This is a genomic window from Agrobacterium sp. (assembly GCF_059499945.1).
The window spans coordinates 350351-376845 of record NZ_JCABZP010000014.1 but is presented as its reverse complement, the minus strand read 5'-3'; the positions used below and the strand labels follow the sequence as shown (position 1 = coordinate 376845).

The 26495-nt window shown below is 59.4% G+C and carries 24 protein-coding genes and 1 tRNA gene; 8 read left to right on the top strand and 17 right to left on the bottom strand.

Annotated elements, in window-relative coordinates; translation table 11 throughout:
- Nucleotides 1–32 precede the first annotated feature (32 nt).
- Entirely contained in the window at nt 33–1217 is a 1185-nt protein-coding gene (locus AC5I5B_RS13550; protein ID WP_003503544.1) for an O-succinylhomoserine sulfhydrylase, read from the top strand.
- Between the two features lie 233 nt (nt 1218–1450).
- Entirely contained in the window at nt 1451–1843 is a 393-nt protein-coding gene (gene apaG / locus AC5I5B_RS13545; RefSeq protein ID WP_003503545.1) for a Co2+/Mg2+ efflux facilitator ApaG/CorD, read from the top strand.
- Between the two features lie 53 nt (nt 1844–1896).
- Here the strand turns inward: apaG and AC5I5B_RS13540 are convergent, their stop codons facing one another.
- The 3 genes from AC5I5B_RS13540 to AC5I5B_RS13530 form a co-directional block, all read right to left on the bottom strand.
- Nucleotides 1897–2886, bottom strand: a complete 990-nt coding sequence (locus AC5I5B_RS13540; RefSeq protein WP_003503547.1) for an Hsp33 family molecular chaperone — start codon at nt 2884–2886, stop codon at nt 1897–1899.
- Between the two features lie 240 nt (nt 2887–3126).
- Nucleotides 3127–4044: an ornithine carbamoyltransferase gene (argF, locus tag AC5I5B_RS13535; protein ID WP_003503550.1), complete on the bottom strand. Its 918-nt coding sequence runs from the start codon at nt 4042–4044 to the stop codon at nt 3127–3129.
- 56 nt (nt 4045–4100) lie between these two features.
- Nucleotides 4101–5300: an aspartate aminotransferase family protein gene (locus AC5I5B_RS13530; protein ID WP_003503552.1), complete on the bottom strand. Its 1200-nt coding sequence runs from the start codon at nt 5298–5300 to the stop codon at nt 4101–4103.
- Nucleotides 5301–5731: 431 nt separating this feature from the next.
- Here AC5I5B_RS13530 and AC5I5B_RS13525 point away from each other — a divergent pair, with 431 nt between their 5' ends.
- A complete protein-coding gene (locus AC5I5B_RS13525; protein WP_003503553.1) occupies nt 5732–6265 on the top strand; it encodes a GcrA family cell cycle regulator in 534 nt (177 codons plus the stop codon).
- 314 nt (nt 6266–6579) lie between these two features.
- Here AC5I5B_RS13525 and phoB read toward each other — a convergent pair whose 3' ends face one another.
- From phoB to phoR, 7 genes are all read right to left on the bottom strand, one after another.
- Nucleotides 6580–7263, bottom strand: coding sequence for a phosphate regulon transcriptional regulator PhoB (gene phoB, locus AC5I5B_RS13520; protein WP_003493692.1), 684 nt, complete (start codon nt 7261–7263; stop codon nt 6580–6582).
- 30 nt (nt 7264–7293) lie between these two features.
- Nucleotides 7294–8019, bottom strand: a complete 726-nt coding sequence (gene phoU / locus AC5I5B_RS13515) for a phosphate signaling complex protein PhoU (protein ID WP_003503555.1) — start codon at nt 8017–8019, stop codon at nt 7294–7296.
- A 96-nt stretch (nt 8020–8115) separates the two neighbouring features.
- Complete coding sequence (gene pstB, locus AC5I5B_RS13510; RefSeq protein ID WP_003503557.1) at nt 8116–8931, bottom strand: phosphate ABC transporter ATP-binding protein PstB; 816 nt, start codon at nt 8929–8931, stop codon at nt 8116–8118.
- A gap of 14 nt (nt 8932–8945) precedes the next feature.
- The gene (gene pstA, locus AC5I5B_RS13505) at nt 8946–10268 is read right to left on the bottom strand and encodes a phosphate ABC transporter permease PstA (protein WP_003503558.1); all 1323 of its coding nucleotides are present in this window, start codon (nt 10266–10268) and stop codon (nt 8946–8948) included.
- Nucleotides 10265–11749 carry a phosphate ABC transporter permease subunit PstC gene (pstC, locus tag AC5I5B_RS13500; protein ID WP_111833725.1) on the bottom strand — a complete coding sequence of 495 codons (1485 nt, stop codon included), beginning with the start codon at nt 11747–11749 and terminating at the stop codon, nt 10265–10267. The genes pstA and pstC overlap by 4 nt, the downstream gene beginning before the upstream one ends.
- 261 nt (nt 11750–12010) lie before the next feature.
- Complete coding sequence (locus AC5I5B_RS13495; RefSeq protein ID WP_060722859.1) at nt 12011–13045, bottom strand: substrate-binding domain-containing protein; 1035 nt, start codon at nt 13043–13045, stop codon at nt 12011–12013.
- Nucleotides 13046–13240: 195 nt separating this feature from the next.
- Nucleotides 13241–14503 (bottom strand): phosphate regulon sensor histidine kinase PhoR, encoded by a 1263-nt coding sequence (phoR, locus tag AC5I5B_RS13490; RefSeq protein WP_050816415.1) that lies wholly within the window; start codon nt 14501–14503, stop codon nt 13241–13243.
- Between the two features lie 242 nt (nt 14504–14745).
- Here phoR and ppk2 point away from each other — a divergent pair, with 242 nt between their 5' ends.
- Nucleotides 14746–15627 carry a polyphosphate kinase 2 gene (gene ppk2 / locus AC5I5B_RS13485; protein WP_003503570.1) on the top strand — a complete coding sequence of 294 codons (882 nt, stop codon included), beginning with the start codon at nt 14746–14748 and terminating at the stop codon, nt 15625–15627.
- Nucleotides 15628–15679: 52 nt separating this feature from the next.
- Here ppk2 and AC5I5B_RS13480 read toward each other — a convergent pair whose 3' ends face one another.
- Nucleotides 15680–16825, bottom strand: coding sequence for a hypothetical protein (locus tag AC5I5B_RS13480; RefSeq protein WP_111833726.1), 1146 nt, complete (start codon nt 16823–16825; stop codon nt 15680–15682).
- 255 nt (nt 16826–17080) lie between these two features.
- On the opposite strand from AC5I5B_RS13480, the gene AC5I5B_RS13475 reads away from it, so the two are divergent.
- On the top strand, nt 17081–18043 hold the full coding sequence (locus AC5I5B_RS13475) for an NAD(P)H-dependent flavin oxidoreductase (RefSeq protein WP_003503575.1): 963 nt from the start codon (nt 17081–17083) through the stop codon (nt 18041–18043).
- A 136-nt stretch (nt 18044–18179) separates the two neighbouring features.
- Nucleotides 18180–18255: transfer RNA gene (locus AC5I5B_RS13470), tRNA-Thr, on the top strand.
- Between the two features lie 113 nt (nt 18256–18368).
- Here AC5I5B_RS13470 and AC5I5B_RS13465 read toward each other — a convergent pair.
- Nucleotides 18369–18557 carry a hypothetical protein gene (locus tag AC5I5B_RS13465; RefSeq protein ID WP_162692525.1) on the bottom strand — a complete coding sequence of 63 codons (189 nt, stop codon included), beginning with the start codon at nt 18555–18557 and terminating at the stop codon, nt 18369–18371.
- 324 nt (nt 18558–18881) lie between these two features.
- On the opposite strand from AC5I5B_RS13465, the gene AC5I5B_RS13460 reads away from it, so the two are divergent.
- Both AC5I5B_RS13460 and AC5I5B_RS13455 read left to right on the top strand, forming a co-directional pair.
- A complete protein-coding gene (locus AC5I5B_RS13460; protein ID WP_003503579.1) occupies nt 18882–19040 on the top strand; it encodes a YqaE/Pmp3 family membrane protein in 159 nt (52 codons plus the stop codon).
- 317 nt (nt 19041–19357) lie between these two features.
- Complete coding sequence (locus AC5I5B_RS13455; RefSeq protein WP_003503584.1) at nt 19358–19600, top strand: DUF982 domain-containing protein; 243 nt, start codon at nt 19358–19360, stop codon at nt 19598–19600.
- A gap of 94 nt (nt 19601–19694) precedes the next feature.
- Here AC5I5B_RS13455 and AC5I5B_RS13450 read toward each other — a convergent pair whose 3' ends face one another.
- The 5 genes from AC5I5B_RS13450 to AC5I5B_RS13430 all read right to left on the bottom strand — a co-directional run bounded on the left by AC5I5B_RS13450 (nt 19695) and on the right by AC5I5B_RS13430 (nt 26343).
- Complete coding sequence (locus AC5I5B_RS13450; protein ID WP_111833728.1) at nt 19695–20087, bottom strand: PRC-barrel domain-containing protein; 393 nt, start codon at nt 20085–20087, stop codon at nt 19695–19697.
- Nucleotides 20088–20216: 129 nt separating this feature from the next.
- Nucleotides 20217–21098 (bottom strand): helix-turn-helix domain-containing protein, encoded by an 882-nt coding sequence (locus AC5I5B_RS13445; RefSeq protein WP_162695464.1) that lies wholly within the window; start codon nt 21096–21098, stop codon nt 20217–20219.
- Nucleotides 21099–21205: 107 nt separating this feature from the next.
- The gene (locus AC5I5B_RS13440) at nt 21206–23395 is read right to left on the bottom strand and encodes a TonB-dependent siderophore receptor (RefSeq protein WP_111833729.1); all 2190 of its coding nucleotides are present in this window, start codon (nt 23393–23395) and stop codon (nt 21206–21208) included.
- A 181-nt stretch (nt 23396–23576) separates the two neighbouring features.
- A complete protein-coding gene (locus tag AC5I5B_RS13435) occupies nt 23577–25253 on the bottom strand; it encodes an ABC transporter permease (protein ID WP_020810559.1) in 1677 nt (558 codons plus the stop codon).
- A gap of 73 nt (nt 25254–25326) precedes the next feature.
- Entirely contained in the window at nt 25327–26343 is a 1017-nt protein-coding gene (locus tag AC5I5B_RS13430; protein ID WP_111833730.1) for an extracellular solute-binding protein, read from the bottom strand.
- Nucleotides 26344–26495 lie beyond the last annotated feature (152 nt).

The window sequence follows — 26495 nt, the reverse complement described above, 5'->3', positions numbered from 1 at the left end:
GCGGCCGGTTTTTTTGTTTTGAAGGTGATCACATGAGCAATAAATGGCGCCCGGCAACCCAGCTCGTTCACGGCGGTACGCTACGCTCCCCTTACGGTGAAACGTCGGAAGCGATCTATCTGACCCAGGGTTTCGTATACGAAAACTCCGAAGCAGCCGAAGCGCGCTTCAAGGGTGAAACGGACGGGTTCATCTACGCCCGTTATGCGAGCCCTACCAACGACATGTTCGAAAAGCGCATGTGCCTGCTGGAAGGCGCTGAAGACGCCCGCGCACTTGCGTCGGGCATGGCCGCCGTCACCGCCGCCATCATGTGCCAGCTGCGCGCCGGCGACCATATCGTTGCTGCCCGCGCCCTTTTCGGCTCCTGCCGCTGGGTGGTCGAAACGCTCGCGCCGAAATACGGCATCGAATGCACGCTGATCGACGGTCGCGATCTCGGCAATTGGGAAAAGGCGATCCAGCCCAACACCAAACTGTTCTTCCTCGAAAGCCCGACCAATCCGACGCTCGAAGTGGTGGATATTGCCGGCGTGGCAAAGCTCGCCAACCAGATCGGCGCCAAGGTGGTGGTCGACAACGTCTTTGCGACGCCGCTTTTCCAGAAGCCGCTCGAACTCGGCGCCCATATCGTTGTTTATTCGGCCACCAAACATATTGACGGTCAGGGCCGCTGCCTCGGTGGCGTGATCCTTTCCGACAAGAAGTGGATCGAAGAAGAGCTGCAGGATTATTTCCGCCATACCGGCCCGGCCATGTCGCCGTTCAATGCCTGGACGCTACTGAAAGGCATCGAGACCCTGCCGCTGCGTGTGAAACAGCAGACGGCCAATGCCGGCAAAATCGCCGATTTTCTCGCCGATAACGGCAAGGTCGCCAAGGTCATCTATCCCGGCCGCGCCGACCATCCGCAGGCCGACATCATCGCACGGCAGATGTCCGGCGGTTCGACGCTGGTGGCCTTCGAACTGAAGGGTGGCAAGGAAGCGGCCTTCAAGCTGCAGAACGCGTTGGAAATCGTGAAGATTTCCAACAATCTCGGCGACGCCAAGAGCCTTATCACCCATCCCGGCACGACGACGCACAAGAACCTCTCCGACGAGGCGCGTGCTGAACTCGGTATTTCCGGCGGCACCCTGCGCCTTTCCTGCGGCATCGAGGATACCGACGATCTGCTGGAAGATCTGGCGAAGGGTCTGGCGGCCGTTTCGGCCTGAAAATTCAATCAGCAAATCGCCATGGCCTGACCGCGTGTCGGGCCATGGTTCGCCGGTGCGGTCCGAAAAGACCCTATCAGGCAACCAATATTTACCTTTCCCGTTATCCCTAACGGTGGAAAGCAGCGCAACAGGAGATGCCCCCTGCCCGTCAAGTCATTCATTTTCTTGACGATAGCCAGAACCTATAGTGTAGGATGTGGCGGCAGGCATAATATCGAGGTGTGGCGCGTATGTATCGTGCTCTGACAAGGGATATCGAGGTAACGGTCGACCCGTATTATCTCGAGGAACAATCCGACCCGGATGACGATCGTTACGTCTGGGGCTACAAAGTCGTGATCGCGAACAACTCCGATATTCCGGTTACCCTCGTCAATCGCTATTGGCACATCACCGATCAGAACGGACAGGTCGATGAGGTCTATGGGCCTGGCGTCGTGGGTGAGAAGCCACATCTTAAACCCGGCGACAGCTACGAATATTCCTCCGGTTGCCCGCTGGACACACCTTCGGGCCTGATGTTCGGCCACTATGAAATGGAAACGGAAAATGGCGAGGTGTTCAACGTCACCATACCCGCCTTTTCGCTGGATTCACCGGGCCTGATGCGGGTTCTGAACTAACCACTCGCCCGGCAATGAAAAAGCCGCACCCTTTGTGGGGCACGGCTCTCTATTCAGGCATTTTCAAATTCGCTGACATCGTAGCGATAGGTGGTGGAGCAGAACTCGCAGGTCACGGCAATGGCGCCGTCTTCCTCGCTCGCCTTGATCTCTTCGGCGGTGAAGCCTGACAGCACACCCTTGATCTTGTCCCGCGAGCAGCTGCAACGGTCGAAAACCGCCTGCGCATCATAGATGCGCACGCCGCTCTCATGGAAAAGCCTGAAGAGCAGGCGTTCCACCGGCACCTGCGGATCGGTCAGCTCGTCGGTATCCACCGTGTTCAACAGCGTGACGGCTTCCATCCAGGCATCATCCTCCTGCACCTCGTGACCGCTTTCATCGCCGTCGCCGCCATGCAGGTCGCGCATGCGCAGCCGCTCGGGCGCCTGCGGCAGGAACTGCGCGATAACGCCGCCCGCACGCCAGCCATGACGCGGCTTGCCTTCGCCATCACGGTCGAAGAACTCGGCAACGCCCAGCCGCACGCGGGTGGGCAGCTGTTCCGACTGACGGAAATAAACCCCGGCAATGTCTTCCAGCGATGAGCCATCGAGCGGCACGATGCCCTGATAAGGCTGCATGCCCACGCCCTGATCGATCGTGAAGGCCAGAATGCCGGTGCCGAGCAATTGCTCCGGCGAGGTTGCGCCTTCCGCGATCGCCGCCGCCAGCCGCTCCTCGTCGAAACGGGCGTAAGCGCGCATGCTTTCAGGCGCGGTAAAATCCGCGACCAGCAGGTCAACCGGGCCGTCGCCCTTGGTCTGGAGGGTCAGCTTGCCGGAAAACTTGAGCGACGTGCCGATCAGCGCCGTCAGAACAGTCGCTTCCGCCAGCAGGCGGGCGACCGCGGCAGGATAATCGTGCCGCTCGAGAATGGCATTCAGCAGCGGCCCAACCTGTACGGCGCGGCCGCGCACATCCAGACCTTCGACCTGAAAGGGCACAACCTTGTCGTCGCCAGCAAAATCGAGATCGTCCAGTTCAACCGTTACATCTGCCATGTCATACTCCTTGGCGCAGCCGTGGCGCCGCTACCGTCCAAAAGTCCGGCTTTTAAAATGTGCTTTTTCCGCTTGTCGCACAGAGACCCGGGAAGAGAAACCGCTTCCGGGGAAAAACGTGCAAATCGTGATGATGGCCCGCCAGCAGAACCGACGAGCCTCTTCGAAGTCCCACAGATGGTAATCTATGCGGGCAAGTTCAAGCACCCGGCGTGACGCGTGTCAGGCCGGGGGAATTGCTCAGATGGCGCCCATGCACCAGGCAATGATGGACTTCTGCGCGTGGAGGCGGTTTTCCGCCTCGTCGAAGACCACCGATTGCGGACCGTCGATCACGGCATCCGTCACTTCTTCACCGCGATGGGCCGGCAGGCAATGCATGAACAGCGCGTCTTTTTCCGCCTTGGCCATCAGGGCTTCGTTGACTTGATAGGGCTGGAAGATGTTGTGGCCGCGCGCCTTGTGTTCCTGGTTCATGGAAACCCAGGTATCGGTGACGACGCAATCGGCCCCGGCCACGGCCTTGTCGGCATCGTGGCACAACATGATCTCGCCGCCATTGTTGCGGGCCCAGTTCAGGAACTTGTCATGGGGTTCGGAACCCATCGGCACCGCCATTGTCATGCGGTAACCGAAGCGGGCCGAGCCTTCCACGAAGGAATGCAGGACGTTGTTGCCGTCACCCGTCCAGGCAATGGTCTTGCCTTTGACCGGGCCGCGATGTTCCTCGAAGGTCATGATGTCAGCCATGATCTGGCAGGGATGCGTGTCGTCAGTCAGGGCGTTTATAACTGGCACGGTTGCGTGCTCGGCAAGCTCCAGCAGGCGCGAATGATCCGTCGTGCGGATCATGATGGCGTCGACATAACGCGACAGCACCTTGGCCGTATCGCCGATCGTTTCGGCACGACCGAGCTGCATTTCAGTACCGGAGAGGAAAAGCGTCTCGCCACCAAGCTGGCGCATGCCGACATCAAAGGAGACGCGGGTGCGGGTGGAGGGCTTTTCGAAGATCATTGCCAGCATCTTGCCGGCAAGCGGCTTTTCCGCCGTTCCGGCCTTGGTTGCGGCCTTGCGCGCGCGGGCATCGTCGAGAATTGCCCGCAGGTCCTGCGAGCTGACGGCCGACAGGTCAAGAAAATGTTTAGGTGAAGCCATTTCAAACGTCCCATGCTCGCGAGCCTCCGGGAAGAGGCCCGCCCTTTATTGTTTCCTCAGGCGATTTTTGCCTGTTTCGCTGTCAGGGAAGCGGCGGCCGCTTCCACGCGTGCCAGCCCCTCACGGGCTTCTTCCGCCGTGGTAACGAGCGGCGGCAGGAGACGGATGACGTTGTCGCCCGCGGGCACGCCGAGCAGATGCTCGCCGCGCATGGCCTGCAGCAGTTCGCCCGACGGGACCTTCGCCTTGATGCCGAGAAGCAGGCCTTCGCCGCGAATTTCCTCGATGACATCAGGATAACGATCCTTCAGCGAAGCAAGGCCCTGGCGGAAGACCAGCGCGACATCACGGACCTTCTCCAGAAAGCCCTCGGAGAGGACGACATCGAGCACGGCATTGCCCACAGCCATGGCCAGCGGGTTGCCGCCATAGGTGGTGCCGTGCACGCCCGCCGTCATGCCGGAAGCGGCATCCGCCGTCGCAAGGCATGCGCCGAGCGGGAAACCGCCGCCGATACCCTTGGCCACCGCCATGATATCGGGCGCGACACCCGTCTGCTCATAGGCAAACAGCTTGCCCGTGCGGCCGACGCCGGTCTGGACCTCATCGAAAATCAGCAGCATGCCATGCTCATCGCAGAGCGACCGCAGCAGCTGCAGGAATTCCTTGCTGGGCGCACGGATGCCGCCCTCGCCCTGAATGGGCTCGATCAGAAGTGCAGCCGTCTCGGCCGTGATGGCGGCTTTCAGCGCATCAACGTCACCGAAGGGCACCTGGTCGAAACCTTCGACCTTGGGACCGAAACCTTCGAGATATTTCTGCTGGCCGCCGGCGGCGATCGTCGCCAGCGTACGCCCATGAAAGGCGCCTTCGAAGGTGATGATCCGGAACTTTTCCGGATGCCCCTTGGAATAATGATAACGGCGCGCGGTCTTGATCGCGCATTCCAGCGCTTCCGCACCGGAATTGGTGAAGAAGACCTTGTCTGCGAAGGTCGCTTCCGTCAGGCGCTTGGCGAGCTTTTCCTGGCCCGGCACTTCATAAAGGTTCGAGACGTGCCAGACCTTCTCGGCCTGGGTCTTGATCGCTTCCACGAGGTGCGGATGGGCGTGGCCCAGCGAATTGACCGCTACGCCGGCCGCAAAATCCAGATATCGTTCGCCGCTCTCCGTGAACAGCCAGACGCCCTCGCCTCGCTCGAAGCGCAGGGGGGCTCTTGCAAACGTATCGAACAATGGCGCGGCGGCTTCGGCCATGGCTGTATCACTCCTTGCGCGGATGCGCTGTCAGACGGTTGTCAATAGGCTCTGAGGGTTATCCCTCGCCTGAAAATCAAAAATGCCGCCTCGCGGCGGCAGGGGCACTATTGTCACTTCGCCTGCCGATGTCAACAAAAGTCCGTATTTCCCGGGCTTCTCAAGCCCTAGTAGGTGGCGGCCTGCGAGGCCCAAGGTGTTGCCTTTCAGACTCAACTCGCCAGCAAGTTGGGGAAAACCGGAAAATCGATTCGAGATGATTCCCGTGACTCTTGCCACGGAGTCTGCGTGGCACTAGGTTAATCGCTAATTACTAGACTGCATTGCGGCGGAACTAGTCACCAAAAATCCGGCAGAAACCACGCTCGCGGCACGCCCGCGAGACGGAGAAGGATTCTGCCGACATTATACGCGACGAGCGGAGAAGCGGCATGAACTGGACAGACGAACGAGTCGAGAAACTCAAGAAATTATGGTCCGAGGGCCTTAGCGCCAGCCAGATTGCAGCGCAGCTCGGCGGCGTCAGCCGTAATGCCGTGATCGGCAAGGTCCATCGCCTCAATCTGCCGGGACGCGTCAAGGCTGGCGGCCCGGTCACTTCGGCGCGCTCTGCGCCCAAGCGCACCGCTGCACCTGCCCCACGCGCGACGACCTTTGCAGGCCGCGTCAATGCGGCGCCGGCGCGGATCCTCACCCGTTCCAACGCGGCAACCGCGCTGAATGAGGAGATCGACATCGAGACCGCACAGGTTCTTGATTACGTTCCTTCCAAAAACGTGGTCTCGCCGATTTCCCGTCGCCTGACGCTGACGGAACTGACGGAGCGCACCTGCAAGTGGCCGGTCGGCGATCCGCTGAAGGATGATTTCCATTTCTGCGGTTGTGAAGCGCTGGAATCTTCGCCCTATTGCAAGTTCCATGCGAAACTCGCCTATCAGCCGGTAAGCGAGCGCCGCAAGGCTTGAGTGTTGCGGCACGCATTCGACACTCAAAAACTACGGGCCTTCGGGCCCGTTTTTTTATGACAAAGTTCAGGCGGTTCCGGGGTCAACTCACCAGCGAAGCGCCGAACCCTATCCCCCATCGCTGTCGAACCCGACCCACAATCCCGATTGAGCGGGCGGGATTTCAGCCAATTGTCCGTCATCCCATCAAGAAGGATGAAGCCGTCGTGTTTGGGGACGTCCAAAAACCGAAAGGCCCGACACCATTCCGGTTTCGGGCCTTTCGGTTTTTGGCGGGATGTTGCCCCGAGTGTAACTCGTCGGTCGAGTCTTGCTCAGGCTTCCATCGAATATCCGGCGCCGCGCACGGTACGGATGACATCCTGCATATGCGAAAAATTGAGCGCTTTGCGCAGGCGTCCGACATGCACGTCGACGGTGCGCTCATCCACATAGATATCGTGACCCCACACGCCATCCAGCAATTGCGAGCGGGAGAAAACCCGGCCTGGAGAGGTCATCAGGAATTCCAGCAGGCGGAACTCCGTCGGGCCGAGGCGCACTTCGCGGCTCTTGCGGTGAACGCGATGGGTCTCGCGATCCAGCTCGATATCACCGCATTTCAGCACCGAGGAGAGAACCTCGGGACGGGCCCGGCGCAGCATGGCCTTGACCCGGGCCATGAGTTCTGGCGTCGAAAACGGCTTGACGACATAGTCGTCGGCGCCGGTGGCAAGGCCGCGAACCCGTTCGCTTTCTTCGCCGCGCGCCGTCAGCATGATGATGGGCAGGCGTTCTGTTTCCGGCCGCATTCTGAGCCGACGGCACAGTTCTATACCGGAAACGCCGGGAAGCATCCAATCCAGGATAAGAAGGTCCGGAATACGTTCCTGCAGCCTGATTTCTGCTTCGTCTCCACGGGGTATCGTGTCGACGTCATATCCCTCAGCCTCGAGATTGTAACGAAGGAGGACGCTCAGCGCTTCCTCGTCTTCCACAACTGCAATCTTGGGCACCATATGCTAACTCCGCAAGCCGCTGCTCGTCTGTTACTCGGTCACCGAACCGAGCGTGTTGGAACTGTCGTCCTTCGGACGCTCACCTTCCGGCTGGCTGCCGGTGGTCATGTAATAGATCGTCTCGGCGATATTGGTGGCGTGGTCGCCGATACGCTCGATGTTCTTGGCGCAGAACAGAAGATGCGTGCAGGTGGTGATGTTGCGCGGATCTTCCATCATGTAGGTCAGAAGCTCACGGAAGAGCGACGTATACATGGCGTCGATTTCCTCATCGCGCTCGCGGATGGCATTGGCCTTCTCGGCGGAACGCGTGGAATAGACGTCGAGGACTTCCTTGAGCTGCACCAGCGCAAGCTCCGACAGGTGCTCTATGCCGCGGGCGAGCTTGCGCGGTACACCGGTTCCGGCAACCGCGATCACACGCTTGGCAGTGTTCTTGCCAAGGTCGCCAACGCGTTCAAGGTCGCCGGCAATACGCAGCGTGCCGATGATCTCGCGAAGGTCGGCCGCCATCGGCTGGCGTCTGGCGATGGTGACGATGGCCTTGTCGCCGATCTCGCGCTCGGAATGATCGAGGATCGCGTCATCGGAAATGACCTTCTGAGCGAGCGCGGCGTCGGAATTGACGAGCGCACGCACGGCATCGGCGCACATCTGTTCCGCGAGACCGCCCATTTCGGCGATGCGGCGCGTCAGGAATTTCAGTTCGTCGTCATAGGCCGACAGGATATGCGAATGGGTCGTTGTCTGTGTCATGGTCTAGTCCTCCGGCTTGGCCTGCATGCGCGTACCCGGAAGCGGGCACGGCAGAGGCACCAGTCTTGTTCGGTTTCGATAAAGCGCCGGCCGGGATCAGCCGAAGCGGCCCATGATGTAGTCCTGCGTGCGCTGGTCGTCCGGATTGGTGAACATCTTGTCGGTTTCGTTTTCTTCGACAAGATGACCAAGGTGGAACATGGCAGTGCGCTGGGAAACACGCGCCGCCTGCTGCATGGAGTGCGTGACGATGACGATCGTGTAATTGGTACGCAGCTCGTGGATCAATTCCTCGACCTTTGCGGTCGCGATCGGGTCCAGCGCCGAGCAGGGCTCGTCCATCAGGATCACTTCCGGGCTGACGGCAACCGCGCGCGCGATGCACAGGCGCTGCTGCTGACCGCCGGAAAGGCCGGTGCCGGACTCCAGCAGGCGATCCTTCACTTCGTTCCAGAGACCCGCCTTCTGCAGGCTGTGCTCGACGATCTGGTCCATATCCGCCTTGTTGCGGGCAAGGCCGTGGATACGCGGGCCATAGGCGATGTTCTCGTAGATCGACTTCGGGAAGGGGTTCGGCTTCTGGAACACCATGCCGACGCGGGCGCGCAATTCCACGACGTCGATCGCCTGATCGTAGATATCGTCGGTATCGAGCGTGATCTTGCCGGTGACCCGGCAACCGTCGATCGTGTCGTTCATACGGTTCAGGGTGCGCAGGAAGGTGGATTTACCGCAGCCGGACGGGCCGATAAGCGCGGTCACCGTATTTTCCCGAACGTTGAGGTTCACGTCGTAAAGCGCGCGCTTTTCGCCGTAATAAACCGAAACGTCCTTGCCGATCATCTTGTATGAGACTTCATTCATTTTCTTGTCCAGCGCCTTTTCAACTGCTGCTTCCGACAACATGTTCATTGCTCAATCTCCCTCTACCAGCGCCGCTCGAAGCGGCGACGCAACAGGATTGCGCCAACATTCATGACGATGAGGAACAAAAGCAGGATGATGATAGCGCCGGATGTCCTTTCGACAAAGGCGCGCTCGGCTTCGTTCGCCCACATGTAAATCTGCACCGGCAGGGCCGTGGACGGATCCATAGGCGTTGTCGGGTAATTCGCAACGAATGCCACCATGCCGATCAGGAGCAGCGGCGCCGTTTCGCCCAGCGCGTGGGCGAGACCGATGATGGTGCCGGTCAGAATGCCGGGCATGGCGAGCGGCAGCACATGGTGGAAGATCGTCTGCATCTTGGAAGCGCCGAGGCCGAGGGCTGCGGCGCGGATAGACGGCGGCACGGCTTTCAGGGCAGCGCGGGTCGCGATGATGATCGTCGGCAGGGTCATCAGCGTCAGGACAAGACCGCCGACCAGCGAAGCCGAGCGCGGAAAGCCCATGAAGTTGATGAAGACGGAGAGGCCGAGCAGACCGTAAACGATCGAAGGAACAGCCGCGAGATTGTTGATATTCACCTCGATAAGATCCGTCAGACGGTTCTTCGGGGCGAATTCCTCGAGATAGATCGACGCCGCGACGCCGATCGGCAATGACAGCACCAGCACGATCAGCATCATGTAGAAGGAACCGATCAGCGCCACGCCGACACCCGCCGCTTCCGGACGGCTCGAAGCGCCGTTGACGAAAATGCCGGTGTTGAAATGTTTGCCGAGCTGGCCGCTTTCGGCGAGCTGGTTCATCCAGCCGAGCTGCTGGTTCGAGATACGGCGATTGGCTTCATCGGCGGTCATATCGACCTGGCCCTTGAAGGCGCTGTCGACGTCGCCCGAGGCCAGGAGCGTGACCGTGCGCGTGGTGCCGATGACGGCGGGATCGGCGACGACGATGTCGCGAAGCTGCGTGCGCACGCTGTCGGAGATCAAGAGGTTGACGGCACGAAGACCGGCGCGGTCCGTCGGCGCAACACCAAGGACCTTGGCGACCGCGTCACGGGCAACAACGGGATAATTGGCCGTCATCAGCTTTGCCGGATTGGTGGCGCGCTCATTTTTCGGATCGATGATCTGTTCGGAAAACTCGACCGGAACGGTGATCATCGTCTGCTGGAAGGCGGTGTAACCCTTGGAAACCACCGAGAAAAGCAGCAGGAAGAGAAAGATGAGGCCGAAGGAAATCGCTGCCATGCCGTAAGCACGGAAGCGGCGTTCGGCGGCATAACGGCGCTTGATGCCGATATCACGGCGCGTGGCCCTGTTCGCGGCGTTCGCGCCGGCTGCGGGAGAGACGATGTCGGTCATTCATATTGCTCCCGGTATTTGCGCACGATGTAAAGCGCGTAGATATTCAGGCAAAGCGTGATGGCGAAAAGCGTGATGCCGAGCGCAAAGGCGACCAGCGTCTGCGGCGAGGTGAATTCAAGGTCGCCGGTCAGCTGGCTGACGATCTTGACCGTCACGGTGGTCATGGGCTCGAATGGATTGAGCTGCAGGCGGGCCGCAACGCCGGCCGCGAGAACCACGATCATGGTTTCGCCGATGGCGCGCGATGCCGTCATCAGCACAGCGCCGACGATGCCGGGAAGAGCGGCGGGAACGATGACCCTCTTGATGGTTTCGGACCGCGTGGCGCCGAGACCGAGGGAACCGTCACGCAGCGAGCGTGGCACGGCGGTGATGATATCGTCCGACAGCGACGAGACATAGGGGATCAGCATGATGCCCATGACGAAGCCGGCGGTGATGACGCTCTGCGCCTGGATGAAGTTGGCGTAATTACCCGTCGCGAGACCATTGATCTGCGTGGAAATGTCTCTGAGGAAAGGACCAACCGTCGTCAGCGCGAAGAAGCCGTAGACGATGGTGGGGATGCCGGCGAGCACTTCGAGCAGCGGCTTTGCCACGGAGCGCAGACGCGGCGAGGCATATTCGGACATGTATATCGCCGAAAACAGACCCACGGGAACCGCGACCAGCATGGCGACGAAGCCGATGTAAAGCGTACCTGCGAGCAGCGGGATCAGGCCGAACTGGCCGGAGGAGTCGGTCGCACCGGCTGCCGCAAAACGCGGATCCCATACCGTTCCGAAGAAGAACTGGTGCGCCGGGACCATGGTGAAGAACTGGATCGCCTCCGTCAGCATCGACAGGACGATACCGATGGTCGTGAGGATAGCGATGGACGAGGCGACGAGCAGGGCCGCAAGAATGACCTTCTCGACCTGGTTGCGCGCCCGGAAGCGCGGCGCGATCGCACGCAGCGCATAGGCGCCCCCGCCGAGCGCGGCTAGCAGCACGACGGCAATCATCGCGATGCGGCTGGTGGAGGTCATGCCGTTGAGCGTCTGGGCGGCATCAACCATGAAGCGCTCGGGATCACCGGCGATCGCCACACCCTTCGATGCCAGAAGAGGCCGGACCGCAGCCGTATCGGCCTCAACCTGAGCGGTTTCTTCCGGCGTCAGCCGCTGAAGACCGCGGGCGATGGAGGTCACCATACCATAGGTCAGGCTCTGCTGCGCTTCGGATAGCGCCCGCACGTCCTCGGGGAAATTACCGCGCACCGCCGATGTGACGAACAGGGGGCTGATAACGAGCCAGGCACAGAGAATGAACGCCGCGGGCAAAACAGCCCAGACGACCGCGTAAGAGCCGTGATAACCGGCACGGGAATGCATGCTGGAGGGGCGACCACCAGACAGGGCAACGGCGCGGCGGCTGCCGAGCAGATAGCTGCCGATGCCGATGAGCGCCAGTATCAGCAAAAGGATCGATGTGTTCATTAGAGTTCCCTCGGCGTGCCTCAAGAGCACGGTGCGATATCGGGCAAATCAAAAAGTCATCAAAACGAGACCGCTGGACCATCCCATGATGCCTGCCGCCTGACTGTATCATCGTCTGGCAAGCGTCAAGGTTGATACATCCTATCCATCTGTAATCCATCGACAATCATGTGGATGGCGATGAGTAGGAACTGTCAACCGCGGATAACGGCCTCAGCGAAGTGGAATGAGGGGCACGGCAGAGCCGCACCCCTCTTTCTATTACATCGTGGAACCGGCCGAGAACTTCGAGCGGATTTCTTCGCGCTCTGCGTCCGGGGCGGCAACCAGGCCGTAGTTGGCGAGCGGGGAATCCGGGCCGATCATCTCGTCGGAAACGAAGAACTCGACATATTCCTTAAGGCCCGGGATAACGCCCAGGTGAGCCTTCTTCACGTAGAAGAACAGCGGGCGGGAAACCGGGTACTTGCCGCTGGCAACGGTTTCGGTGGACGGAACGACGCCCGAAACGGTCGCGACCTTCAGACGGTCAGCGTTGTTTTCATAGAAAGCCAGGCCGAAAACGCCAAGGCCGGTCTTGTTGGCATCGATACGAGCGAGCGTTTCGGTGTAGTCGCCGTCGATGTCGACAGCTGCGCCGTCCTTACGGACTGCAACGCACTTTGCAGCAGCCTGCTTGGCGTCGGTGATGAGCGTCTTGATGACGTCGGTCGCCTTGGCTTCCTTGCAGCCGTCAGCCATGATCTTCTCTTCGAAGACTTCGCGCGTGCCGTGCTTGGAACCCGGGATGTAAGCGGCGATCGCTACGTCAGGCAGTTCCTTGTTGATTTCCGACCACTTCTTGTAGGGGTTGGCAACGAGCTTGCCGTCCTTGACGACTTCAGCAGCGAGCGCGAGGTAAAGATCCTTCGGCTCGAGCTTGATGTCCTTGTTGGAAGAGTCCATCGCAAAGACGATACCGTCGTAACCGATCTTCACTTCCTGAACGTCGGTGACGCCAGCAGCCTTACAGGCAGCCAGTTCGTCGCTCTTGATCTTGCGCGAAGCGTTTGCAATGTCGATGGTGCCTTCGCCCACGCCCGAGCAGAATGCCTTCAGACCACCGCCCGTGCCGCCGGACTCAACAACCGGAGCCTTGAAGTTCGGGAAGGTTTCGGCAAAAGTCTCGGCAACGATCTTGGCGTAGGGCAGAACCGTGGAGGAACCGGCAACCTGGATCTGGTCGCGAGCAGCGGCGGCGCCAGCGAAGGCGACAGAAGCCACCAGAGCTGCTGCGGAAAATTTAACGATGTTCATTTGTCTCTCCCGTCGTGGGCTTTGTTGTGGACGCAGCCGATAGCGACACTCGCTCTTAGCTTGCGCTCGGCGACCTTTTCTTAACCACCGTAGCCACATCCTTTTATGTCACTTTGACGAAAGATTTGTGACAGTCTAAATTACTGATTTAATTTATAAATATTCACGACGTTAAAAGCAGATGCATATTTTATGTCAGAATCTCACGGTGAAGTCCGTGCCGCTGCCCAATTCCGATTTAATGATGAGGCGGGCGCGGTGGCGGGTGAGGATGTGCTTGACGATGGCAAGCCCGAGGCCCGTGCCCTTTTTCGAGCGGCTGTCGGCGACGCTGACACGATAAAAACGCTCCGTCAGGCGCGGCACATGTTCGGCGGGAATGCCCGGCCCCTTGTCGATGACACTCACCTCCACCGGCTTGCCGGGTTCGGCGCGCAGCCAGACATCCACGACCTTGCCTTCCTGGCCGTATTTGCAAGCATTTTCAACTAGGTTCTGGAACACCTGCACCAGCTCGTCGCGATCCCCCTGCACTTCCGCCGGCCGGTCCGGCAGGTGCAGCGTGATGGTTACATCAAGCTCGTCGGCAAGGGGCAGCAGCGTATCGCGCACATGGCCGATGACGGGAACGAGATTGACTTTCTGGTCGGGCGCGATGTTTGCGCGCAGTTCCAGCCGCGAAAGGGACATGAGATCGTCCACCAGCCTGCTCATGCGGGTTGCCTGATCCAGCATGATGGCAAGGAAACGCTCTTGTGCCTTCGGGTCGTTGCGCGCCGGCCCCTGCATGGTTTCGATGAAACCGCGGAGCGAGGCGAGCGGGGTGCGCAATTCATGGCTCGCATTGGCGACGAAGTCGCTACGCATGCGGTCGATGCGACGAAGCTCCGAAACGTCGCGGAACGACAGGATGTAGAACGGCGGACTGGCCCCCTCTCCCACATCCGCACGGGCGATGCGGACGATAAAGACCCGTTCGGAAGGAAAGCGCTCCGAATGTTCGACCTGGTTGGGTTGGCCGGTGGTGATGGTTTCGCGAATGACATCCAGCAGGCCGGGAGAGCGCAGCCGGGCGGAAATATGTGCACCGGCAAGCAGCTGGCCGAAGGCGCGTTCGGCCGCACCGTTCTGAAAGAGCACGCTGGCATTCTTGTCGAGAATGAAAACGGGGGTATCCAGAACCGCGAGGCCCGCCCTTACGCCCGAAATGACGTTTTCGCCGGGCACTTCCGGCTCATCCGTCTCCGCCGCCGCAACTCCGTCCTTTGCGGAGGCGGCCGCCGGGCCCTCCGCAACGGCCAGAATGGCAATGACGGCGCAAAGCCAAAGGGCGGCGGGCATATAGGGTGTATGGAGTTCCGCAACGGCCACGATTGCGAGCATGCTGACGATGAGGACAGGCAACCAGTTCCGGCCGAGCTTCCTTCCCAAAAGCCTTAATCCACCATCGCCTTTCATGACTGCCATTTCAGCCTGCTCTTTCCATTCTCATCTGACAGCGCATCGAAATCTCATAGGCCAGCTTCATGACAGAGATTCATCATCGCGCATTTTCCACAACGTATATGCGCAAAATCGACGCGGCAATCGCTCCCGCCGCCGCATCCCGGTCAACCGGTCCTGTTTCACTTGAATTCTGGCAATGGATGTGAACTCATTGGCGGCGAGTTGCCTTTACACAACAACATCTGGAGGAACCCATGGGCGAAGAAACGAAGAAGCGGACGGTCGAGATCACCATTGGCGGCAAACTGCGCAGCTTCGACATCGACAATCCGGTTCTTCCTGAATGGGTTGAGGAAAAGAAACTTTCCGCCGGCAATTTTCCCTACGACAAGAAGATGAAGCGGGAGGACTACGACACCGCTCTCGAGGCGCTGCAGGTGGAACTGGTCAAGGTTCAGTTCTGGCTGCAGGCGACCGGCAAAAGGGTCATGGCGGTTTTCGAAGGCCGCGACGCCGCGGGTAAGGGCGGTGCGATCTTCGCGGCCCGGGCCTATCTCAACCCCCGCTATGCCCGCGTGGTTGCGTTGACCAAACCCACGGAAACCGAGCGCGGCCAATGGTATTTCCAGCGCTACATCTCGCATTTTCCGACCGCCGGCGAATTCGTTCTCTTCGACCGCTCATGGTATAACCGCGCCGGGGTCGAGCCGGTCATGGGTTTCTGCACGCCGGAAGAACACAAGCTCTTCCTCAAGGAAACGCCGCGTCTGGAAAAGATGTTGGCCCATGAAGACATCAATCTTTTCAAATTCTGGCTCGACATCGGTCGCGAAACGCAGATCGAGCGCTTCCATGATCGCCGCCACAGCCCGCTGAAGTGCTGGAAGCTTTCGGATATGGACATAGCCGCGCTGACGAAATGGGACGACTATACGCAAAAGCGCGACGAGATGCTGGAAAAGACCCACACCGATGCCGCCCCCTGGACCGTGGTGCGCGCCAACGACAAGCGCCGCACGCGGGTGAACCTCATCCGTCACATTCTTCTTACGCTCGACTATGAGGGTAAAGACGAGAAGGCGATCGGCGAAATCGACGACAAGATATTGGGATCAGGACCGGATTTTCTCAAATGAGACCGGAAGACGATGACAGGCGCCGCCACTCGAGGCGCCTGTCGTTTTTCCGTTACTGGCCCGGCAGAATGCGCACGGAATAAAGATTAACCGGGCGGCCGCTGCCGTCGATATCGCTGTTGATGAAGATCTTCCCCGGCGCATTGGGGGCGAGAGATCGTTCGAATGTCGTGTTCAGCAGCATGTCCGCGCGCTCGGCCGTGGCGGTGAAGCGGTGGCGGGAGCAATCGCCCAATGTGGCGAAATCGCAGGCAACGGAAACCTGGGTCTGCCGGTCGCTGGAGGATTGCAGCGTGATCGAAATGGTCGAGGACTTGCCCGCCATATCCCGCATCACCTCCACCGGAACCTCGACGCTGACGGCGCCATCCTGCGCCACACTTCTCGAGGTTATCTTTATAGCCTTGCCGGCGGGTGTGGCGATGTTTTCGACATTGGCGCGCTGGCCGGCCGAAACGCCCGAACTGCCACGCTCCGCATTGAAGACCTCAACCCAGTCATCGGAAAAACCCCGGCCGGCGGAAAGGCTCGGCGCAGGCTCCGTCCCGTTGAAATCCTCCGCCTGCACCTGCGCCGGCGGATTGGGTACGCTGGTATCACGTTGCTCCGGCGAGAGCAGGAGACCGGAGGAATAAACCCACCAGGCGCCGAAACCGATAAAAGCCAGAAGCGTCACATAGATAAAAAGCCGGGCAAAAAGCCCCCGGCGCTTGCGGCGGCCAACCGCGCCCTCCGGACGGAAAGCAAGCGAGGAGTCGCTGGCGCGGGAGCCTCTCTTCGGCGGCTTTCCATTGCGCTGCCCCGCATTCAGCGGCGCCGGAGCAACGGCAGCACCCGGCTGCACATCGCGCGTTTCACCGCGCAGTTCCGGCTCAACACCCAAATCGCCGTGGTGAGGCGTCTGCGAAACGGGATCGACCGCGTGATCATCCTGCGCCGGACTTTCCGGTGCTGGTGGGCGCAATTGCTGCTCCACCCTGTCCAGAAGACTGTTGCGCTCTTCATTCTCGATCTGGTGGATCAGGCCTTCAAGCCGCTGCCGCTGCTGGGCGACGACCTGTGGATCGTCTATGCCCTGCTTGCGCAGCCCTGCTTCCAGTGCCTGACGGGACGATTGGTAAATCCGTGCACGAACTTCGGCGTTCGATCTGTCCGATTTTTCCAGAGCATTTCTGATTGCCGTTTCCAGTCCGCTCACGACCGATCCTTGTTCTATTACGCTTTGCAAAAAATATGCGGCGCTGCGCCATTGGTTCACGATTCGGTAACGGCTATACCGCCCCTCCGCAAGCTTCGTTTATGATAAAGACCGGATTGCTTTCAGGAAAATCGATCCATTGTGGCGCTACGAACGCAGATTCGAGATGCAAATGCCACGCTGTTTTCGCTTTCAATCCGCTCCTGAACGCGATATTGAGTTACGTGCGCGTAAACGTAATTCGTGGGAGGAGACATGCTACCGTCCGTGCTGAAAGACAATCTGCGTCTTCCGGTCATAGCATCACCGCTATTCATTATTTCACATCCGCAACTGACGCTGGCGCAATGCAAGGCCGGCGTCATCGGCGCTTTCCCGGCGCTCAACGCGCGACCCGAAAGCCAGCTCGACGAGTGGCTGGCGATGATCACCGAGGAACTCGACGCGCACAACCGTGCCAATCCCGAGCGCCCGGCCGCACCCTTCGCGGTCAACCAGATCGTGCACATGTCCAATCGCCGGCTGGAGCATGATCTCGGCCTTTGCGTGAAATACAAGGTGCCGGTGGTGATTTCCTCGCTTGGCGCGGTGCCCGAGGTCAATGCAGCCGTGCATTCCTATGGCGGCATCGTGCTGCATGACGTCATCAACGACCGTCATGCCCGCTCCGCCATCCGCAAGGGTGCGGATGGGCTGATTGCGGTCGCGGCGGGTGCCGGCGGACATGCGGGCACACTTTCGCCCTTCGCCCTCGTTCAGGAAATCCGCGAGTGGTTCGACGGCCCGCTGCTGTTGGCCGGCGCCATCGCCAATGGCGGCTCCATTCTCGCCGCGCAGGCCATGGGTGCTGACATGGCCTATATCGGCACCCCCTTCATCGCCACTCAGGAAGCGCGCGCTTCCGAAGGTTACAAGCAGGCGATTGTGGAAGCCCAGGCCAAGGATATCGTTTATTCGAACTATTTCACGGGCGTGCACGGAAACTACCTGAAAAGCTCGATCGTCGCCTCCGGCATGGACCCCGACAATCTGCCCGAAGCCGACCCCTCGAAGATGGACTTTGAAACTGCCACCGGTGGCGCAAAGGCCTGGAAGGACATCTGGGGCGCTGGGCAAGGCATCGGCGCCGTGAAAACGGTGGAACCCGTGGCAGCACTCGTCGATCGTCTGGCAAATGAATATGAAACGGCCAAAAACCGCATCTGCGGGAAAGGCTGACGCCACCGCCAAACAACGGACAGGCAAAGCTTTTTGCGGAAATTTCAAAACCGGTACATTCAAGGCTTGAAATCCGTCAGCATTGCCTGTATCAGCCCGCCATGAAGCTGATCCGCAACAAACGGGTCACAATCGGGCCGCTTTAGCTCAGTTGGTAGAGCACGTCATTCGTAATGACGGGGTCACGTGTTCGAGTCACGTAAGCGGCACCATTTTTCGCATTCAAGATTGCCCAGCCGATTATATAAATAGACGCGCTGTCGGAAATCGCCCCATGGCGGGCCGCGCAGACCGGCGCGATAAGAACGCCGCCGTTAACGAACAATCACACCATATTGACCGTAAGACGGTGGGCGCGGGCGGTGACGATAGTCACCGCGCCAATCCCTGCGATCCCGCCACTCTCTGTGTTGTCGCCAGTTCCGGCGGTCGTAATCCCGGTAATATCTGTCTCGATCATAAGATCGATAATAGACGCCGGACGAGTAATACCCGCCTGTGCGGTAACCGCCATCGTCAACGCATCCGCTCAGGATGCCAACCGATAGGAAGCAGATTGCTGCGGTTAGAATTTTCATGATCTCATCTCCCAATGACGGACTTCAACGTCTGTCTGTGTCCTCGGTTCCGTGAGTCAAGAGTGATGCGGCACGCATGAACGAGGGCTGAATGGTGCTGAGCCCGCTCGCCTAATGCATCACGCGGGAGTGGATCCCTCAGAATTGGCGGCTTCCGGTTGCCAGATGAAGGAAAGTATTCGTCATCAATAGGACGTTGAAACCAACCGGGCTCCACTTACGTTGATTGCCTAGTCTTGGTTAACTTGAAAGCACCCACTGTGGACGTCATCCGTATCCTGATCGCCATCATCCTCCCGCCCGTCGGCGTCTTTCTTCAGGTCGGGCTCGGCCTGCATTTCTGGATCAACATTCTCCTGACACTCTGCGGCTATGTTCCCGGCATCATTCACGCCATCTGGGTAATCCTGCGCAGGTGACATAGCCTTTTATCGACGATGGGGTGTTCGCAACACTTTAGTACGTGATTAAATTCTCATTGGCTGCTGGAACCTCGTCTTCTTCCTCACGTTATGGTGATGACACCAGCCAAGGAGAAAATCATGAACCAGATCATCTACATCGTCGGCCTCGTCGTCATCGTTCTGGCGATCCTGTCGTTTTTCGGCTTCCGCTGATCCCCGTTGTCAATTCGATCGCTTGCGCATATCCTAAGCAGCAGTGACACACGACTGCGTTCATGGGTTGCTTCGCTGTCGGGTGTATTTCGGGATCGCGTTGCTCTGGGAGGTGCACGATGAAGAACGAGAGATGGACAGAACCTGTAGAGGTCAATCTTGAGGCGAATGGCAAGAGTGTCATCGCCGGCCCCTTCGAAGCACTGACATTGTTGACCGAAGGCTGGCCCAAAATCGGGGGGTTGAGCTTCGTAAGAGCGAGAAGCGCCTGCCGCGCCGCTCTTGACGGGCGCAAATCGCCCGAAGAGGCACGCAAGTGCTTTACCGATGCGGTTTCCGAGATGCAGAACAACACGCATTGACGCGCCAAACGAAAAACGGCTCCTGAAAAGGAGCCGTTCCTTTATGTGCGACACTTCCGGAGATAGAACAGCCGGAAGCGCCTTTTAGCAGATTTTACATCCAATACGGAGCGACGCCGTAATAGTCATAGACCTTGCGGTCCTTGGCGTTCAGCAGGTCGTTATCATCCAGATTGGCGAAGTGCGGCGCGTTTTCGATCTCTTCCTTGGTAAGATCGATACGGTAGCCGTCGAGTTCTTCGTCATAATGCAGCTTTTCCCAGGGCAGTGGGTAATAGTCGTCGCCGATTCCGAGAAAGCCACCGAAGCTCAATACCGCATAGGCGACGCGGCCGCCGCGTTTTTCCAGAATGATGCGCTGGATCGAGCCGATATGCTTGCCATCAGCACCATAAACGCGGGCGCCTTCCACCTTGTCGCTGGCGATCAGGCTCGGCGTATCCTTGACATAGGGGTCCTGTCCGGCGCGGGGTTCCTGATGCATCATGTGCCTTTCCTCCTTGTTTTTCCTCTTTGAGGTCACGTCTGGTAAACCCCGCGACAGGCAATTCGTTCCCCTGCGCTCCAGTCGCCTCGGCGGGAATTTTTTTGGAGGAAAATGGAACGAAATCCGTGCCTACTGACGGATCTTCTGCCAGACGGAGGGGGAAACACCGACCATCTTGCGAAAGACGCGGGAGAAATGCGCCTGGTCCGAAAAACCGGCGGCGATGGCGACATCGGTCAACGCCATGTCGGTCCGCATCATCAATTCCTTGACGCGATCAATGCGCGCCTGCATCTGCCACTGGTGCGGGGGCACGCCGGTAGAGGCCTTGAAGGCATGGCTGAAATGGGATTGCGAGAGGTTGGTGAGTTCCGCCAGCTCCTCCAGCCGGATCGACCGCAGGCAATGTTCGCGGATATAGTCCGTCGCCGCCCTTAATTGCCAGGCGGCGAGCTTGCTGCGTTTCTTGACCGGTTCCCGCTTCACTTTCAGGAAATCCATGAGCAGCGCCAGCACGAGGCTTTCGCCATAGAGGTCGTGCAGCGGATCGGGATTATCGCATTCGGCAGCAATCAGTCGCGCCAGCGCCAGTAGGCGCTCATCCTCGAACATCAGATGCGGATCGAGCAGCCCGTGCGGATCGAAGCCCTGCACCAGCCGGGCACCCAGCAATCCCGCATCGAAATGCAGATCGAGGTGGCGCACGAAGGAGACATTGCTCAGTTCCGCATGAACATCCAGATCGGCGGGAACGAAGGAAATCCGGTTCGCCTTTGACGACCCGTAATTATCGCGGCGGCAGCGGTTCATCATGAAGCGGCCGTCATCCGTCCCATCCATATCGAGCAGGAAAACGAAACGCGGGTCCTTGCCGACATAACGGCCACCCGCCTTCGGGGCGCAGCGCACGTCCCAGAGATCGGCGACGATGCCGTTCCACATCCTCGAGCGCGGGCCGCCAATGACGGCAAAACCCTCGATCTCATTTTCCATCCGCACGCGGAAAGCCATGGCCTCTCGATCCCGCAGGGCGCCATGGCGCCACTATAACATGATAAATCTATTCATGTTTATAGTGGCAAACCAATTTTCCCGCAACTACGGCCTTTGGCCGCCCATCACCACTTCTTGGAAAGCTTGAAAGTGATGGTGCGGCTATCGCCCCAGCCGCAGACGGAGACCCCGGCGCAGCTCTTCACATATTCCTTGTCGAAGACGTTGGCGACGTTGATCGATGCGGTCCAGTCGTTCTTCTCATAACGGATCGCGGCGTCGAAGACGGCGGCATCCGGCACGCGCAGCGTATTGGCCGCATCCGCCCAGGATTTGCCCTGATACCGCACGCCGCCGCCAAGGCTTAGGCCTTCCAGCGCATCATTGGTAAAGGCGTAATCCAGCCACAGCGAGGCGGTGTGGGCGGGCACGATCCATGGTGATTTGCCGATCAGGTTGGGATTGGCATCCTTGGTGATATCCAGATCGGTATAGGAATAGGACGCGATGGTCTTCCAGTTCTCACTGAGATTGGCCTTGGCCTCCAGCTCGAAGCCGGTGGATTCCACCTGCCCGAACTGGCCGCTCGTGGTCACGCCGCCCGCCGTATAGGACACGATGGCATTGTCCTTGACCAGCTTGAAGACGGAGGCGGTGATGCTGCCGTCAAAGAAGGTCGGCTCATATTTGATACCCGCCTCGAACTGGTGTCCCTCCTCCGGTACGGCGGGGGTGCCGTCGGCAAGCGTATCGATGAGGGGATTGAAGAAGGTGGCAGCCGAGACATAGGGCGTCAGGCCATTGTCGAATTCATAGGCGAGACCGGCGCGGCCGCTTAACGCATCGTCATTGGAGCGGCGGGACAGGCCGGCAGGCAGCCTGTTGTTCAGTTCCGTATCGACATAATCGTAACGGCCGTTCAGCGTGACCAGCCAGCCATCGCCGAAACGCAGCTGATCCTGGGCGTAGATGCCGATCTGCTGCTGGGTCACGATATTGTCGGCATAAACGAAATTCGTTCCCTGCGTCGAGCCATAGACCGGGTTGAGCGCGCCGATCGAATTCGATCCGCAGCAGGCCTGCACCTGATCCAGCCGGTAATATTTATAGTCGAGGCCAAAGAGCAGCGAATGGTTGACCGCGCCGGTATCGAACTCGCCTTCAACACGGTTATCCACGCCGAAGCTGTCGACCTTCGACACGCCGTCATAACCGAAGCGGGTCAGCATATAATCGTCGGTGGTGGCATCGAGGATCGGCTGGCCATTGGCGTCCGTATTGGCCCAGCCGCCCGCATAGGGTCCGGTCTCGTGCTTGTAGAGGTGGCCGTAACGGGCGTTCTGGCTGATTTTCCAGCCATTGTCGAATTCATGGCTGACTTCGTAACCCACCATCGACTGGTAGACACGGCCATTATCGATATCCGGCTCACCATAAAAGGCCTTGCGATCGAGCTTGCCGAAGGGCGCGTCCACGACCGTGCCGACATAGGGCAGGAAGCCGTTGCCGATATGGACCTGATCGAGCGCCGAGAAATAGCCGTAGAGCGTAGCGCTTGTCTGCGCATCCGGCTCGAAGGTGATCTGCGGCATGATGAAGCCGCGCAAATCCTCGGAATAGTCAGTGTAATTGTCGCCGCCGGAGACCTTGCCGGTGACGCGGTATTTCCACACGCCCTCACCATCGACCTTGTCGCCGAGATCGAAGCCGAAGAAGGCATTGCCGAAATTATTGATGCCGATTTCCGTTTCGCGCACCGGCTCATCCTGCGTGCGCTTGCGGACCATCTGCACGATGCCGCCGGGATTGGCGCCGCCGTAAAGCACCGAGGCGGGGCCTTTCAGGACTTCCACGCGCTCCAGACCGTAGGCATCCATCTGGAAACCGCCGAAACCGTAGCTGAACAGGTTCAGACCATCCAGAAACACGCCGGTCTGGGTGGCCTGAAAACCGCGAATATAAATCCAGTCCGTGTCCGGGTCCGTGCCGAAGGGTTCCGCTGTCACACCGGGGGTGTAACGCAGCACTTCATCGATTTTTGTCACCGCGCCGCGGGCGTTCATTTCCTGGCGGCCGACGACCGATACGGATTGCGGAATATCCTTGGTTTCCGTCTCGGTTTTCGAACCGGTCGCGCTTTTCTTTGCGACATAACCCCGGGCCGGACCTGTCGCGTTTTCCGCCCCCTGCCCTTCAACGGTAATCTGCTGCAGAACGGTTGTGTCCTGCGCGTGGCCCATAGCTGGCGCCAGCAAAACAATGGCGGCCGTGCCCAAAGCCAGACGGCTCAAAAACATCCCATGCAAATTTTTCAAGATATGCCCCGAAACAGATCGCAGCCGATGTCCTTATCCGACAGGCCGCAGCACCTCAATTAAGATGAGTGTTTACATCATGATTAAGTGGGGATGCTTGTCGTTTTCGGGGCGGATTTGAATCTTATTGGCTTCTCGCACAGTTTTTCGGACCCGTCATTTGTGAGGCAAGGCGTGGATGTCAGCCCTTGCGCCGGCCGATCCTCGCAAGCAGCACCACGGGCAGCATGCCGATGACGACAATCGCCAGGGCTGCGATAGACGCCTCCTCATAAGTGCCGCGCGCCGCTTCACCATAAAGATGGGTGGCGAAGGTCTCAAAATTGAGCGGCCGCAGGAGAAGCGTGGCGGGAAGTTCCTTGACGCAATCGACAAAGATCAGCAGCGCCGCCGCCGCAAGCGACGCCTTGGAAAGTGGCAGATGAATCTGGCGGAATGTCTGCGTCGCGGATCGCCCGAGCGTACGCGCGGCATGATCGAAGGATTGCGGGATGCGGCTGAGGCCGGCATCGACGCCGCCCGCGGCAATGGTGAGGAAACGCGCCGAATAGGCATAGATGAGGGCCGCGCCGCTGCCGATGAAGATCAGGCCGGTGGAGATGCCGAACCAGCCACGCATAGTCTGGTCGACAACCCGGTCGAAACCGCCGAGTGCAATCAGTACCCCGATGGCGATGACCGTGCCGGGGGCAGCATAACCCACTGTCGAAAGACGATAGGACCAGAGCGCGAGACGTCCCGGTGCAAGGCGCATGGCGTAAGCAACGGCAAGGCCCAGGATAAGCGTGATCACCGTCGCCAGCCCGGCAAAGAGGATGGTGTTCAGAGCCTCATCGGCGAAACGGGCCGACAGGCCGCTGAAGCGGAAGCGCTTCCAAGCCTCAATGACGAGATAGCTCGCGGGTGCTACGAAGCCGATCAGGACCGGCAGACTGCCGAGCACGAAGGCGCCCCAGCCTTTCAGGCCGGTGAGCCGCAGCGGTTCCAGTTCCCTGCTTTTCTGTGCAGAAACCGCGTAACGTTGCTTGCGCCGCGCCCAGCGCTCGAGCGCCACAAGGGCGACAACGATGAACAGCATGGAGAGCGCAATCTGCGCCGCACCCGGAAGGTCGGATTTCGTGACCCATGTGGTGTAGACGGAAACGGTGAGGGTGCGGACGCCGAGGAATTCCGATGCGCCGATATCATTCAGCGCTTCCATCAAGGCAAGGCTGATGCCGACCGCGATCGCCGGGCGCGCCAGCGGCACCGCGACCTTGAAAAAAGCCGCGCGTCTTGAAACGCCGAGCGTGCGAGCCGCTTCCAGCAGGTTGCCCGCTTGCGTCAGGAACATGGCGCGCACGGGAATATAGACATAGGGAAACAGCACGAAGCCGAGGAGAACGATGCAGCCCGTCATCGACCTTATGTCCGGCAGGCGGAATTCTCGTGGGCTTGAATAACCGAGCAGCCAGCGGATCGCACCCTGCACCGGCCCGATGGGATGCAGGATATCGAGATAGGCATAGGCAACGATATAGGTGGGCATGGCCAGCGGCAGCAGCAGTGCCCATTCCAATAATCTGCGGCCGGGAAAATCATAGGCGGTGACCAGCCAGGCGGCATAGGTTCCAATGACACCGGCCAGTAGCCCGACACCAGCGAGAAGGATCGCCGTATCCGGAAGCGCCGTCCAGAGCACGGTCGAGCCGAGATGCGCCCAAAGGCCTTCAGACCCCTGCAAAGCCTGTGAGACAAGCGCCAGAACCGGCACCATGGCGCCACAGACCGCCAGCACGGAGAGGCACAGCCACCAGAAGGAGGATGAAAACCTGGCTCGGGCACGAGGTGTCAATGGCTGGATGGCGTCTGGATTCATGTGCTTTTGGAAAATACGCGGAAAGGCGCCCGCAGATGCGAACGCCTTCCACCATGTTATCGCTGATTGGCCTTTACTTGTCGAAACCGACCTTGTCGACTAGCTCGCTTGCCTGCTTGCGATGCGAGACGATTTCCGTCAGCGGCTTGTTATCGATCTTCAGCGTGCCGAAGGAAGCGATGATCTCGTTGAGAGCAGCACCCTGCTTGACCGGATATTCGTAGTTGGCTTCAGCATAGATCTTCTGGGCTTCGTCCGAAACGAGATATTCCAGCAGCTTGACGGCTTCCGCCTTGTTCGGAGCATTCTTGGCCACAGCCGCGCCGCTGATATTGACCTGCGTGCCGCCGTTCTTGAAGGTCGGCAGAACCACCTTGATGGCGTCGCCCCACTTCACCTGCTCCTCGCCGCCCTTGCCCGAGCGCATCAGGCCGACATAATAGGAGTTGGCGATGCCGATGTCGCAAATGCCACCGAGGATGTCCTTGGCAACGTCGCGGTCGCCGCCGCCTGCCTTGCGGGCCAGGTTTTCCTTGACGCCGGCAAGCCACTTCTCGGTGTCCGCAGCGCCGTAATGGGCGATGTAATCGGCAAACAGCGCCGTGTTATAGGGATGCTGACCGGCGCGAATGCAAACCTTGCCCTTCCACTTTGCATCCGCCAGATCTTCATAGTTGAAGGAGGCGAGATCGACATCCTTCGCCGCGTAGAGAACGCGAGCGCGCATGGAAAGCGCGAACCAATGGCCCTTGGCGTCGCGAAGTTCAGCCGGGATGACCTTCGTGAGAGTCTCGGATTCAACTGCCTGGGTGACGCCCTTTTCAGCGAGATCAACGAGGTTGCCCGCATCCACCGTCATCAGAACGTCGGCCGGCGAGCTTGCGCCTTCGCTCAGAACGCGCTCTGCAAGACCGTCCTTCAGAAATACGGTGTTGACCTTGACGCCGCTCGAAGCGGTGAAGGATTCCAGCAGGGGCTGGATCAGGCCCGGTTCGCGGGTGGTGTAGATGTTGAGTTCAGCAGCGCTGGCCGTTCCGGCCGCAAAGGCAACCGTGCTGGCAAGCAGGGCAAATCTCGTAAATTTCGTCATGTTTTGTCTCCCTCTCCGATAGCGGCAATATAGGGGGAGCAGACATCATACATGACGGCCCAAATCAAGTTTTATTTCTTGGTTTTTTGAGCCGCTGCGATCACCAAGAGTTGAAAATAGACAGGGAATAAAAGCGCCAGTCCATTCATTCA